General features: G+C 74.7%; 13 protein-coding genes. 9 read left to right on the forward strand and 4 right to left on the reverse strand.

From position 1 onward, the window contains the following. Positions 1-199 precede the first annotated feature (199 nt). Entirely contained in the window at positions 200-646 is a 447-nt protein-coding gene (locus E0F75_RS26520) for a nuclear transport factor 2 family protein (RefSeq protein WP_229313337.1), read from the reverse strand. Positions 647-917: 271 nt separating this feature from the next. On the opposite strand from E0F75_RS26520, the gene E0F75_RS26525 reads away from it, so the two are divergent. Beyond that, complete coding sequence (locus tag E0F75_RS26525; RefSeq protein WP_229313339.1) at positions 918-1,175, forward strand: acyl carrier protein; 258 nt, start codon at positions 918-920, stop codon at positions 1,173-1,175. Here the strand turns inward: E0F75_RS26525 and E0F75_RS26530 are convergent. After that, positions 1,157-2,191: an acyltransferase domain-containing protein gene (locus E0F75_RS26530; protein ID WP_229313340.1), complete on the reverse strand. Its 1,035-nt coding sequence runs from the start codon at positions 2,189-2,191 to the stop codon at positions 1,157-1,159. The two genes, E0F75_RS26525 and E0F75_RS26530, sit on opposite strands and share 19 nt — an antisense overlap. A 235-nt stretch (positions 2,192-2,426) precedes the next feature. Between E0F75_RS26530 and E0F75_RS26535 the strand changes: the two genes are divergently transcribed. From E0F75_RS26535 to E0F75_RS26565, 7 genes are all read left to right on the forward strand, one after another. Continuing rightward, the gene (locus tag E0F75_RS26535; RefSeq protein ID WP_073904102.1) at positions 2,427-3,692 is read left to right on the forward strand and encodes a beta-ketoacyl synthase; all 1,266 of its coding nucleotides are present in this window, start codon (positions 2,427-2,429) and stop codon (positions 3,690-3,692) included. Continuing rightward, positions 3,689-5,014 (forward strand): ketosynthase chain-length factor, encoded by a 1,326-nt coding sequence (locus E0F75_RS26540; RefSeq protein WP_229313341.1) that lies wholly within the window; start codon positions 3,689-3,691, stop codon positions 5,012-5,014. Before E0F75_RS26535 ends, E0F75_RS26540 begins: the two co-directional genes overlap by 4 nt. A gap of 67 nt (positions 5,015-5,081) precedes the next feature. Then, positions 5,082-5,339: a phosphopantetheine-binding protein gene (locus E0F75_RS26545; protein ID WP_229313342.1), complete on the forward strand. Its 258-nt coding sequence runs from the start codon at positions 5,082-5,084 to the stop codon at positions 5,337-5,339. A gap of 173 nt (positions 5,340-5,512) precedes the next feature. Then, the gene (fabG, locus tag E0F75_RS26550; RefSeq protein WP_229313344.1) at positions 5,513-6,307 is read left to right on the forward strand and encodes a 3-oxoacyl-ACP reductase FabG; all 795 of its coding nucleotides are present in this window, start codon (positions 5,513-5,515) and stop codon (positions 6,305-6,307) included. An 11-nt stretch (positions 6,308-6,318) separates the two neighbouring features. Further along, positions 6,319-7,401, forward strand: a complete 1,083-nt coding sequence (locus E0F75_RS26555; protein ID WP_229313346.1) for an aromatase/cyclase — start codon at positions 6,319-6,321, stop codon at positions 7,399-7,401. Positions 7,402-7,625: 224 nt separating this feature from the next. After that, positions 7,626-8,543: an MBL fold metallo-hydrolase gene (locus E0F75_RS26560; RefSeq protein WP_229313680.1), complete on the forward strand. Its 918-nt coding sequence runs from the start codon at positions 7,626-7,628 to the stop codon at positions 8,541-8,543. Then, a complete protein-coding gene (locus E0F75_RS26565; RefSeq protein ID WP_229313348.1) occupies positions 8,540-9,475 on the forward strand; it encodes a 4'-phosphopantetheinyl transferase superfamily protein in 936 nt (311 codons plus the stop codon). Before E0F75_RS26560 ends, E0F75_RS26565 begins: the two co-directional genes overlap by 4 nt. On the opposite strand, the gene E0F75_RS26570 is transcribed toward E0F75_RS26565, so the two are convergent. Together E0F75_RS26570 and E0F75_RS26575 are read right to left on the reverse strand one after the other, a co-directional pair. Further along, positions 9,402-10,556, reverse strand: a complete 1,155-nt coding sequence (locus E0F75_RS26570; RefSeq protein WP_229313350.1) for an acyl-CoA dehydrogenase family protein — start codon at positions 10,554-10,556, stop codon at positions 9,402-9,404. The two genes, E0F75_RS26565 and E0F75_RS26570, sit on opposite strands and share 74 nt — an antisense overlap. Before the next feature lie 98 nt (positions 10,557-10,654). Beyond that, positions 10,655-11,233 carry a TetR/AcrR family transcriptional regulator gene (locus E0F75_RS26575; RefSeq protein ID WP_229313352.1) on the reverse strand — a complete coding sequence of 193 codons (579 nt, stop codon included), beginning with the start codon at positions 11,231-11,233 and terminating at the stop codon, positions 10,655-10,657. 436 nt (positions 11,234-11,669) lie between these two features. Here E0F75_RS26575 and E0F75_RS26580 point away from each other — a divergent pair, with 436 nt between their 5' ends. Next, entirely contained in the window at positions 11,670-13,046 is a 1,377-nt protein-coding gene (locus tag E0F75_RS26580) for an MFS transporter (protein ID WP_229313354.1), read from the forward strand. The last annotated feature ends 60 nt before the right edge of the window (positions 13,047-13,106 follow it).

Here is a 13,106-nt window from a genome sequence, read left to right on the forward strand (position 1 = left end):
CGGCCGCCTCACCGACATCGAGCGCGACCCCGTCCCTGGCCCGCTTCAGAGCACGGCGCATGGCATTCGCGGTGGGGGCGGGGTGCGTGGAGGTCACGGAGAGCCTTTCTGCGGTGCGGGTGGGGAGACTGCGGCGGCTCGCGACTCCTAGGGCCTGTCCGGCGGATCATGGCCGGGGCCGTGATCCGCCGGACAGGCCCTAGGCGGCTGCGTCCGCGGCCAGGTGGTCGTCGCGGCGGATGACGCGGGAGCTGTTGCGGAGTCCGGCCTCGGTGCGGACCAGGACGTCCTGGACGGTGACGCTCTGCTCCAGCCGGTTGGAGCCGTCGGCGGCGGTGACGCTCACGACGGCGTAGTAGGCGGCGTGCAGGGCCGCGTCACCGTCGCTCTCCACCGTGAGCATGTCGAACCAGTGGCGCGGCTGCCCGCCGTTGAAACGGCCCGCGGCCGCCTCGGCGGCCTTGGAGATCAACGCGGGGCCCTCCAGGGCGCCGGCACCGGCGGGAGTGAACACGCCGTCCTCGGTGAACGTGGCTCCGAAGCCCGCGAAGTCGCTGCCGTCGAGCAGACGCATCTGCCGTGCGTAGAACTGCTGGACCTCCACGTACACATCGGCGGTCACGGGCGTGGACACGGTCTCGGCCATGGTGCGTGCTCCCTCGGGTGCGGTGCTCGACGTGGGCCCCGAGCGTGCCCCGAGCGCCTAGAGAGGTGATCGAGTGACGGCTGAGCCCACCGCCCGCCCCGGCCGCCGCGGACCTCCCCGGCCCGTCCGAGCCCTGTTCGAGCACGCTTCGAGGGAGCTCGGCGACCGTGACACGCGCCGATCCTCGTCCACTGCTGATCGTCGCCCACCCTTGATCGTCGCCCACCTCTGATCGCCAACTGATCGTCACCCATTCTCTGGAGGACCGTCCATGACCGCCGCCTTCACCCTCGCCGAGTTCCGCGTCATCGTGGACGCCTGCTTCGACGGCGCCGAGGCCGCCGCGCTCGAGGAGTCCGTCCTGGACACGGAGTTCGCCGATCTCGGCTACGACTCGCTCACGGTCTACGAGATCGTCGTGCGCATCCAGGACGACTTCCCCGTCACCGTCCCCGACGAGAAGCTCGACGAGCTGAAGACGCCCGCCGCGCTCATCGCGTACGTCTCCGATCAGCTCGCGGTCGCCTGAGCCGCACGGGTCCGGACGTGCGGGGACGTCCGGACCCGGTGGCCCGCCAGGACGTCCAGGGCCTCCCCGAGACTGCCGAGGTCGTCGCCGTCGGCCGGTCCCGCCAGCAGGGGGACGACCACGCTCGCTCCCGACCTGACGGACGGATGCCGGCGTGCGGGGGCGGTCAGCGAGCGGTCCGCGCTCGCGTCGAGCAGGATCAGCCCCGTGCCGGGCCCGTCGGGCGTGCCGTCGAGCAGCGCCCGCAGTGCGGGCCAGTACAGCACCGGCAGCGCCAACTGCCCTGCCCAGAACGCGGGATCGACCGCCTCCTCCGTGCGCAGCCACCGCGCCGTACGGGTCGAGAGCAGCGCCCCTTCCGGGGCGCGCAGCGGTACCTGGGACAGCGCCCGCGCGTATGTCTCGGCGGCCCCGGCGAGGGAAGGCGAGTGGAAGGCGTGTCCGGAGCGCAGTGCGCGGACGACCATTCCTGCCGCCGCGAGCCGTTCGGAGGTCCGGGCGAGGGCATCGGAGGGTCCTGCGAGGACCGTCTGCCGCGGTCCGTTGATCGCGGCGACCGCCGCCCCCGGCGTGAGCAGCGGCTCCACGTCGGCCACCGCGGCGCCGACGGCCAGCATGCCGCCGCCGGTGCGGCCGGCCAGGGCCGTGCGGCGGGCGGCCATGACCCGCGCCGCGTCCTCGGGTGAGAACACCCCGGCGAGGGCGGCCGCGGCCAGCTCGCCGACGCTGTGGCCGAGCAGGACGTCGGGGGCGTGACCGCTCAACGCCGTCACGCACCGGCCGAGCGCGTATCCGACTCCGAAGAGCAGGGGCTGCGACACCAGGGCGTCGTCGAGCGACGGGTTGGGCGCGGGCCGGAGCCACTCCTCGCGCAGCCGCGCGCCCTCCGGCCCCAGGGCCGCCAGGAAGGAGTCCATCGGCGCCGCGAACTCCGGCACCGCCTCGTACAGGCCGGCGGCCATGCGTTCGCGCTGCGCACCCTGGCCGGGCAGCAGCAGGACGGTGCGGCGGGACATCACTTCACGGCCTCCCGGGTCGGGCGTCCGGACCCGGCGGGCCCGGAGGGGCGGCCCCAGCCTCGCCGGGCCCCCTCGACGGGGACTGGAACCGCGCTGGAGGGAGCCGGAACCCCGCTGGCGTCGCCCAAGTCCCTTGGCAGGCCGCGCAGTTCACGCCAGCGGGACTCGAGCGGGCTTTGAGGGCGCCCGCACACAGTCGTCGACATCGTCCACTCAGGAGGGGGCTCGTCCAGTGAACCGACGTGTGGCCATCACCGGCATCGGAGTAGTGGCACCGGGAGGTGTGGGCAAGAAGGCCTTCTGGGAGCAGCTGACAGCCGGACGCACGGCGACGCGGACCATCTCCTTCTTCGACGCCTCGCGCTTTCGCTCCCAGGTGGCGGCGGAGGTGGACTTCGTGCCGGAGCGGCACGGTCTGGGTCCGCGGGAGATCCGGCGGATGGACCGGGCCGCGCAGTTCGCCGTCGTCAGCGCCCACGAGTGCCTGGCCGACAGCGGACTGAACTTCGCCGAACTCGACCCGCACCGGGTCGGGGTCAGCGTCGGCAGCGCGGTCGGCGGTACGACCGGCCTCGAGCGCGAGTACCTCGTGCTCAGCGACAGCGGGCGGTTGTGGGAGGTGGACAGCGGCTATGTCTCGCCGCACCTCTACGACGCGTTCGTACCGAGCTCGCTCGCGGCCGAGGTGGCGTGGGCGTGCGGGGCCGAGGGCCCGGCGACGGTGGTGTCCACCGGCTGCACCTCGGGGCTCGACTCCGTGGGCTACGCCCGCGATCTGATCGCGGAGGGCAGCGCCGACGTGATGATCGCCGGCGCCGCCGACACTCCGATCTCGCCGATCGCCGCGGCCTGCTTCGACGCGATCAAGGCGACGACGCCGCGCAACGACGACCCGGAGCACGCCTCGCGGCCCTTCGACCGCACGCGCAACGGCTTCGTCCTCGCCGAGGGTGCCGCGATGTTCGTCCTGGAGGAGGTCGAGCACGCCAAGGCCCGGGGCGCGCACATCTACGGCGTGATCGGCGGCTACGCCACGCGCTGCAACGCGTACCACATGACCGGTCTCAAGGCCGACGGCCGCGAGATGGCCGAGGCGATCCGGCACGCCATGAACGAGGCGCGACTCGCCCCGCAGGGCGTGGACTACGTCAACGCGCACGGCTCCGGCACCAAGCAGAACGACCGGCACGAGACCGGCGCGTTCAAGGAGACCCTGGGCGCCCACGCGTACGACGTCCCGATCAGCTCCATCAAGTCGATGGTCGGTCACTCCCTCGGCGCGATCGGCTCCATCGAGATCGCGGCCTGCGCCCTCGCCATGGAGCACGGAGTGGTCCCGCCCACCGCCAACCTGCACGAACCCGACCCCGAGTGCGACCTCGACTACGTGCCGAACGAGGCGCGCGAGCGGAAGGTCGACGCCGTCCTCAGCGTGGGCAGCGGCTTCGGAGGCTTCCAGTCCGCGATGGTCCTCACCCGCGAGGAGGCGGGCCGATGAGCGCTCCCACCACGACCGGCACCACCACGACCGGCACCACCGCGACCGGCCCGGTCACGACCGCCGGCGCGTCGACCGTCGCGTCGACCGTCGCGGAGCAGTCCGCCCCCGTCGTCACCGGCATCGGGGTGATCGCCCCCAACGGCCTCGACACGGAGAGCTGGTGGCGGGCCACCCTGAGCGGCGAGCACGGGATCAGGACCGTGGAGGACTACGACGCCTCCTCGTACCCCACCACCCTCGTCGGACGGATCACCGGCTTCGACGCCGCCGAGCACCTGCCCGGCCGGCTGCTGCCCCAGACGGACCGGGTGACCCGGCTCGCGCTGACCGCGGCCGACCGCGCCCTCGCCGAGTCCGGCGCGGACCTCGAAGCGATGCCCGAGTACGGGATCGGCGTCGTCACCTCCAACGCCACCGGCGGCTTCGAGTTCACCCACCGGGAGATCCGCAAGCTCTGGACGGAGGGCCCGCAGCGCGTCAGCGTCTACGAGTCCTTCGCCTGGTTCTACGCGGTCAACACCGGCCAGATCTCCATCCGCAACGGTCTGCGCGGCCCGAGCGGCGTCCTGGTCGGCGAGCAGGCCGGCGGCCTCGACGCCATCGGCCACGCCTGCCGCACCCTGCGCGGCGGCGGAGTCCTCTCCGTCACCGGGGGAGTGGAGTCCGCGCTCGACCCGTGGGGTCTGGTCTCGCACATCGCCAGTGGCCGGCTCTCCCGCGCCACCGATCCGCGCGCCGCCTACCTGCCCTTCGACACGCGGGCGGCCGGATACGTGCCGGGCGAGGGCGGGGCGATCCTGGTCCTGGAGGACGCCGGTTCCGCCGCCGCGCGCGGCGCCACGACGTACGGCGAGATCGCCGGCTACGGGGCGACCTTCGATCCGAAGCCGGGTTCCGGCCGGCCGGCCGGTCTCGGACGCGCCGCCCGGACCGCCCTCGAACGGGCCGGTGTCACGCCCGACGAGGTGGACGTGGTCTTCGCCGACGCGGCGGCCGTCCCCGAGCTGGACGACGCCGAGGCAGCCGCCGTCGAGGAGATCTTCGGGCCGTACGGCGTGCCCGTGACCGCCCCCAAGACGCTCACCGGCCGGCTCACCGGAGGCGGCCCGCCGCTGGACGTGGCGGCGGCCCTGCTCGCCATCCGCGACGGCGTCCTGCCGCCCACCTTCCACATCGAGCGACCGGTCCCCCGGCACCGCCTCGACCTGGTGCGGGACGTGCCGCGCGCGGCGCGGGTGCGGACCGCCCTGGTCCTTGCCCGCGGTTACGGCGGCTTCAACTCGGCCGTCGTGGTCCGCGCGCCGCGCTCCGCCCGCTGAACCCCACCCATCGTTCCGTCTGCTCCGACCCGTTTCCCCATCCGACCAGACCGCAGAGAGGTCCGACATGAGCCTGATGACCTTCGACGACCTGAAGAAGATCCTCGCCGAGTGCGCGGGGGAGGACGAGACGACCGGCCTGGCCGCGGACGCCCTCGACACCCCGTTCACCGACCTCGGCTACGACTCCCTCGCCCTCCTCGAGGCGGCGGCCCTCGCCGGACAGCGCTTCGGCGCCGAACTCACCGACGACGAGGTCACGTCGATCGTGACGCCGCGCGAGTTCCTGGACCACGTCAACGTGGTGGCCCCCACCGCCGCGTGACGCCCGGCGCAGCGTGGCCGTCGCGGTCACGTGACGCCCGCCGTCGTGTTCCCGGACTGTGCGGACGGGAACGCGACGGCGGGCGTGCCGCCTTCCTTTCCGGCCCTCCCTCTCCGTCTCCCTCTCCCCCTCCCTCTTCCCTCTCCCCTCTCCCCGTACGAGGAGCAGCAGCCATGACCACATCAGCACCCGGCGGACGCGGTGTCGCCCTCGTCACCGGAGCCACCCGGGGCATCGGCCTCTCGGTCGCCTCGGTGCTCGCCGAGCGCGGGCACCCGGTCTTCCTCTGCGCCCGCGACGCGTCCGCCGTCGCCGACACCGTCAAGGACCTGCGCGGCCGCGGCTACGAGGCGGACGGCGCCGCGTGCGACGTGACCTCGCCGGAGAGCGTGCGCGACTGGGTGGCGGCCGCCGTCGAGCGGTACGGCCCGGTCGAGGTACTCGTGAACAACGCCGGCCGCAGCGGCGGCGGTGTGACCGCGGAGATCCCCGACGAGCTCTGGTACGACGTCATCGACACGAACCTCAACAGCGTGTTCCTGGTGACCAAGCAGGTCCTCACCACCGGCCGGATGCGCGAGCTGTCCAGCGGCCGGATCATCAACATCGCCTCCACCGGCGGCAAGCAGGGCGTCGTTTTCGGCGCCCCGTACTCGGCCTCCAAGCACGCCGTCGTCGGCTTCACCAAGGCCCTCGGCCTGGAGCTCGCCAAGAGCGGCATCACCGTCAACGCCGTCTGCCCGGGGTACGTCGAGACCCCGATGGCCGCGAACGTCCGCCGCCATTACGCGCAGATCTGGGACACCACCGAGGAAGCCGTCCTGGAGCGCTTCGAGGCCAAGATCCCGCTCGGCCGCTACACCGAACCGGAAGAGGTCGCCGGGCTCGTCGGCTACCTCGTCTCGGACACCGCCGCCGCCATCACCGCGCAGGCACTCAACGTCTGCGGCGGACTGGGGAACTACTGATGGGAGCCCCCATGCCCGGACCCGACGCCCGCTCCGCCGTGCACACGGCCGACCTGGACGCCCCGCCGGAGAACGCGTACCGGCTCGTCGCGGACGTGCTGCACTGGCCCCTGCTCTTCTCGCCGTGCATCTGGTCGCAGGTGCTCGACGCGGCCCCGGCGGAGGCCGTGCCGGCCGCCGGGCCCGCCTCGCCCTCCGCCGCCGGCGCGGAGCCCGCCGTCGAGACGCCGCCGCGTCCCTTCGCCGGCCTGGGCGCCACCGACGAGCGCATCCGGCTGTGGGCGGTGGTCGGGACCGGGGTACGCAGCTGGACCTCGCGCCGTACCCTCGATCCGGCGGCGCTGCGGGTGGACTTCGCCCAGCAGGAGCCCTCGGCCCCGATCGTCCGGATGAGCGGCCACTGGTCCTTCGGTACGGAGCCCGGCACCCCCGCGGCGACGCACCGGCTCGCGCTGCACCACGCGTGGGCGACCGAGGGCGGCCAGGAGGTCGGCGACCGCATCGAGGCGGCGCTCGACCACAACAGCAAGGAGGAGATCGCGGCGGTCAAGGCCTGGGCCGAGCGCCCGCAGGCCCCCGAGGAGCTGATCTTCTCCTTCAGCGACGAACTGCTCGTCGACGGCCCGGTGAACGAGGTGTACGACTTCCTCTACCGCGCCGACCTGTGGCCCGCCCGGCTGCCGCACGTGGCCGCGCTCGACGTGGAGACCGCGCCCGAGTCCCCGGCCGGCACCGATGTCGAGGTGCAGACCATGGACATGAAGACGAAGGGTGCCGACGGTTCGGTGCACGCCACCCAGTCGGTGCGGCTCTGCTTCGCCGACCGCCGGATCGTCTACAAGCAGACCACCGTGCCCCGCGGGCTGATCGGCCACACCGGCGAGTGGCTCTTCGAGGAGACCTCGGGGGGCACCCTGGTGACCGCCCGGCATCAGGTGGCGCTCGATCCCGGGGCGCTGGAGGGGGTCTTCGGCCCCGGCACCACCCTGGAGGCGGCTCGCCGGCTGGTCCGCGACGCCCTCGGCGGCAACAGCCGCCGCACCCTCGATGAGGCGCGGCGGCACGTCGAGAGCCTCGGGAAGGCCGTCCGGTGACGGAGACCCTGCCCGGGGCGGCCCCGGACCGGTCGGCGCCCGCCGCACCGCCGGGGCCGCCCCGTACCGAGGAGCCCGGCGTGGCCCCCGGGCCGCCCCGTACCGAGGAGCCCGGCGTGGCCCCCGGGCCGCCCCGTACCGAGGAGCCCGGCGTGGCCCCCGGGCCGCCCCGTACCGAGGAGCCCGGCGTGGCCCCCGGGCCGCCCCGTACCGAGGAGCCCGGCGTGGCCCCCGGGCCGCCCCGTACCGAGGAACTCGCCCCCGGGGTGTACGCGTACATCCAGCCCGACGGCGGCTGGTGCGTGAGCAACTCCGGGGTGCTGATCGGCGACGACGGTGTCACCGTGGTCGACACCACGGCCACCGAGGACCGGGCGCGCGCGCTGCGCGCGGCCGTCGGCGCGCTCACTCCGGCGCCCGTCCGTCTCGTGGTCAACACCCACTTCCACGGCGACCACACCTTCGGCAACGCCGTCGTCGGCGACGGCCGGGCGGCCGTCGTCGCCCACGAGCGGCTGCGCGACGAGGCCGCCGCCGCCGGGCTCGGCCTCACCGGCCTGTGGCCCGGGGTGCACTGGGGCGACGTGTCGGTGACCCTGCCCCACCTCACGTACAAGGACCGGCTCACCCTCCACCTGGGGGAGGGGCGCCGGGCCGAGCTGTTCCACCCCGGCCCGGCGCACACCACCAACGACACCCTCGTATGGCTGGCCCGTGAGCGGGTCCTCTTCGCCGGCGACGTCGTCATGCCCGGCTGCACGCCGTTCGTCCTGATGGGCTCGATCGAGGGCAGCCTGCGCACCCTCGACCGGCTCGGCGAACTCGGCCCGCGGGTGATCGTCGGCGGCCACGGCCCGGTCTCCGGTCCCGAGGTGCTGCGGGAGACGGCGGAGTACCTGCGCTGGGTCCGCCGGATCGCGGAGCGGGGCCGGGCCGAGGGACTGACCCCGCTGCAGACCGCGCGGGAGTACGCCCCCGGACCGTTCGGCCACTGGCAGGATCCGGAGCGGCTCGTCGGGAACCTCCACCGGGCGTACGCGGAGCTGGCCGGCGAACCCCTGGGCGGCCCGCTCGACGTGGTGGGGATCTTCGGGGAGCTGGTGGAGTTCAACGGCGGTGTGCTGCCCACCTGTTACGCGTGAACACCGGCGGCTCCACCGGTCGGGCCGGCGGCCCGGGACCGCTGGCCGGCCTGCTGCCCCCGTGGGCGGCCGGGGCCGAGGTCCTCGGCCCCGGGCCGCTGCCCTGGCTGTACGCCGAGGAGGACGAGCAGCTCGCCGAGGGCGTCGTCGACGCGCGCTGGACCGAGTTCGCCACGGCGCGGATGTGCGCCCGCCGGGCGCTCCTCGGGCTCGGCGCCGTCCCGGGTCCGCTGCTGCGCGGCAGCCGCGGCGAACCGCTCTGGCCAACCGGGGTCGTCGGCAGCATCACCCACCGCGCGGGCTATCGCGCGGCGGTCGTGGGCCCGGCAGGTGCGACGGTCGCGCTCGGCATCGACGCCGAGCCGGCCGTCGCGCTGCGTCCGGGGGTGCTGCGCCGGATCGCCCTGCCGGAGGAGCGCGCCCGTCTCGCCGCGCTGCCGTCCGCCCCCGGCCTGCCGTGGGACACGCTGCTGTTCTGCGTCAAGGAGGCGGCGTACAAGGCCTGGTACCCGCTGGCGCGCGTCCCCCTGGGCTTCCACTCCGCCGAGGTCCGGTTCCACCCGGAGCGCTCGGCGGTCACCGTGCGGCCGGTCGGGGTGCGGGAGGTGGCGGGGCGGGCGAACGGCCGGCCGTACCCGCGGGCCCGGCCGCCGCAGTCGTCTGCGCCGACCAGGTCGTCGCAGCCGGCGACGGCGGACCCGCGGGCCGCGGCGCCCGGTGGCCCAGCGGCACCCGGCAGCCTCCGAGCACCCGGCAGTCCCGGAGCGCCCGGCAGCCCCGCGGCGTCGTGGGGCGCCGCGGGGCTGCCGCCGCTGGAGGGCGGTTACGCCGCAGCGGACGGCCTGCTGGTCGTGCTGCTCACAGCCGCTGCTCCGCGTAGGCTCCCGCCGCCGCCTCGAACTGCAGCGCGATGTGCGTCGAGCCGGAGTTGACGTCCCGCCAGAAACGCTGGATCGGCCGGTCGGTGAGCTGGCCGCTCGTCCCGGCCGTGCGGAAGAACCGGTCGACGGCGGAGACCAGCAGCTCCACCGCGTAGGCGCAGTCGCGCAGGTTCTGGGTCCGTTCCAGACGGGTCACCGCCGCCCCCCGGTCGGCGACGGCCGCGCAGCGTTCGAGCAGCAGCTGCGCGGAGTCGATCTCGGCGACCGAACGGGCGAGGGTGTCGGCGTAGGACGCGCGGCTGGGGCCCGGGCCTCCGGTCCGCCCGGCCAGCGCCGCCGTCTTCGCCGCCACGTGCTCCGTCCAGGCCCGCTGGGTGCCGCGGGCCGCGCCGAGCAGCGGGGCGGCGAAGGACAGCCCGTTCGCCGCCTCCAGGGGCACGGTGTGACAGGGGGCCTCGGAGTCCGAGGGCCGGCCCGAGAGAAGGTCGGCGCGGAGGAAGGTGCGCTCCGCCGGCACGAGGAGCAGGTCGACGGCGACGGTGTTGCTGCCGGTGCCGCTCATGCCGACGCTGTCCCAGCTCTCGATGACCTCGAAGTCGGCGCGGGGCACGGCGAAGACCAGCGGGACCGGCGCGCTGTCGCCGGTGAGCGTGCCGCACAGCAGCGCCCAGTCCGCGAAGTCGACGCCGCTGATGTAGGGCCAGCGGCCGGTCAGCCGGTAGCCGCCCGGCGCGCGCTGGGCGGTCCCGAACGGGGACAGGGAGCCGACGACGAGGGTGTCGGGCCCCTCGTCCCACACGTCCTTGCGGCCCTGGGCGGGAAGGTAGGCGGCCATCCGGGCGAGGTTCGCCGCGAGCGAGGCGCACCAGGCGGTGGCGGTGCACGACTCGCCGAGGGTGACGACCGCGCGGGTCAGCTCCTCGAAGTTCCCGGCCCGGCCGCCGTGTTCGACGGGGACGAAGTGGCGGGCGAAGCCGGCGTCGAGCACGGCCCGCATCGCCTCGGGGTGGAGCCGCCGCAGGCTCTCGGTCTCGGCGGCGAGGCGGCCCGCCACCTCGGCGGCGCGCACGGCGCTCACCGCGACCCCGGTGTCGAGGGGCGACTCCGGGCGTGGGGGCAGATTGTCCAGCATCGTCGATGCCTCCTTTTCGGCCTTGCGCACAGTCCTGCCCACGGTGGCGGGCGGCGGTCGCGCAGGGCTCGAGGAGGGATCGATTCGGGGCCGGGACGTCAGGAGCCGGGCGCGAGCCCGCGGAGCAGGTCGTCGAGGCCGGCCTTGATGCGGTCGGTGCCGAAGCCCCGTTCGTCGAGCTGGTACGCGATGAGGCTGGGCGTGAAGGGGGCGAGCAGCGCGTCGGCGAGGCAGGCGCCGTCACGGTCCGGGGCCAGCTCGGTGAGGAGCCCGGCGAGGTGGGCGTGCTGGGCGCCGTACGGAGCGCTCGCGTAGCGGGCGGCCGGGGCGCTGGCCTCGGCGAGCAGCAGGAGTTCGCGCTGTTCGACGACGAGGTCGACGAGGGCGTGGAGGAAGGCGCGGGCCCGCTCCAGGGGAGGGGCTCCGGGGCCCAGCGGCGGGGGGCCGCACAGGGTCTCGCGGAACCGGCGCTCGCGGTCCTCCAGGAGGGCGAAGACGAGTCCGGCCCGGTCGCCGAAGCGGCGGTAGACGGTGCCGACGCCGACGTCTGCGGCCTTGGCCACGGCGTCGAGGGAGAGATCGGCGGCGCCCTCCGCGGCCACGATGCGGGCCGCGACGTCGAGGATCTTGCGCCGGTTGCGGGCTGCGTCGGCTCTCTCGGGGGTCGGCTCGGTCATGGCCCGAGCATATCGGAGAGTTCTCCGCTTCGAGTTGTGAAGCGGAGGAGTCTCCGTATACGCTCGTAAACGGAGGGTGCTCCGGTTCAGGGCGGACGGTCCGGCCGGACGGCGGTCCGGGCCAACCGTCGGTCCGGCAGTCGGTCCGTCAGGCGGTCAGGCGGTCCGGCCGACGGGATGCCCGACTGTCTGGTTGCCGGTTGCCGGTTGCCGGTTGCCGGCTGTCCGTCCGCTGTCCGCCGTCCGCTGTCCGCCGTCCGCCGGTCGTCCGGCCGTCACTGCCCGGCGGTCCGTCCGCCGGTCGCCCGGCTGCCGTCGCCCGGCAACCGACCGCCGCCCGGCTGTCGGCCGTACCGCCTCCGCATCCCGCCGTACCCCGTCCGTGCGCTCCGGCTCCCCCCCCCCGCAACCGACCGCCAGGTCCCGAGGAGGCCCCATGAGTACGCCCGCCGCGCCCGCGCCGAGCCGCTGGTGGCTCGTGACGGCCGCGGGTCTCGCCGTCTTCGTCGCCCAGCTCGACGCCTCCGTCGTCGGCGTCGCGGCGCCCACCATCCGCTCGGACCTCGGTACCACGACCGAGATCGTCCAGTGGGTCTCCCTGGCCTACGCCGTCCCGCTCATCGGCCTCAGCCTGTGCGCCGGACGCTGGGTCGACCTGGCGGACCCACGGCGCGCCCTCACCCTGGCCTGCGGCGGCTTCGCCCTCTTCTCCGTCGCCTGCGGGCTCGCCCCGAGTATCGGCTGGCTCATCGCGGCCCGGGTGGTCCAGGGCTGCTTCGCCGTCGTGATGATGGCGCTGACCCCGGTCCTCGCCACGGTCGCCGTCGCCCCCGGGGCGCGCGGCCGCGCCTTCGGCCTCGTGATGCTCTTCGGCACGCTCGGCGGCCTCGCCGGGCCCGTCCTCGGCGGCCAGATCGTCGAACACGCCGACTGGCCCTGGATCTTCTACCTCGGCGTTCCCGCCGCCGCGCTCGTCATCGCCCTGGCCGCCCGCGAACTCCCCAAGGGGGAGCGGCTGCCCTGGCCGGAGCGCCGCTGGCTGGTCGAGGCCCTCACCCTGGGCGGCGCCGCAGTCGCCGTGCTCCTCGGTCTCACCTTCGCGGTCGACCGCGGCGCGGCCTGGGGCCAGTTGGCCCTGCTCGCGGTGCCCCTGGTCGTCGCCTGGAGCCGCCGGAAGGAGTCCGCCGCGGTCCGGCGCCTCGTCGGGTCGCCCGGCGTCCTCGGCCCCCATCTGGCCCTGCTCCTGGCCTACCTCGGCATCTTCCTGATCATGTTCATGTTGCCGTTCCTGCTCCAGGACACCCTCGGCGTCACGGCCGGCACGACCGGGCTCGCCCTGATCGCGCTGGCCGTCTCCACGGCCGTCGCCGGCCTCCTCGGCGGCCGGGCCGCCGACCGGCTCGGAGCCAGGGGCGTGGCCCTGACCGGGGCCCTCCTGACGGCCGCGGGCGCCGCCCTGATGCTGACCGTCGACGGCTCCTCGGGGGCCGCCTCCCTCGCCTGGCGGCTCGCCGTCCTGGGCTTCGGGTTCGGCCTGTTCAACGGCCAGAACCAGGTGCTCGCCATGGGCAACACGCCGCCCGACCGGCTCGGCATGACGGCCGGCACCACCAACCTCGTCCGCCAGCTGGGCGTCGCCTTCGGCTCCGCCCTCGGCGCCCTCGTCTGGAGCACCGCCGACAGCGGCACCACCGGCTTCCGGCTCGGCGCCGGAGTCGGCACCCTGCTCGTCGCCGGGGTCGCCGTCACGGTCCTGGTCGCCGTGCGGGCGCCCGAACCGGCCGGGAAGACACCCGTCGAGACCCCGGCTTGAGTCACCTTCGAGTCTTCTGTGGCACAACCTCCGAGAACCAGCGAGCTCCTGAAAAGGAAG

Source organism: Streptomyces sp. CB02980 (assembly GCF_014451325.2).
GTDB lineage: Bacteria > Actinomycetota > Actinomycetes > Streptomycetales > Streptomycetaceae > Streptomyces.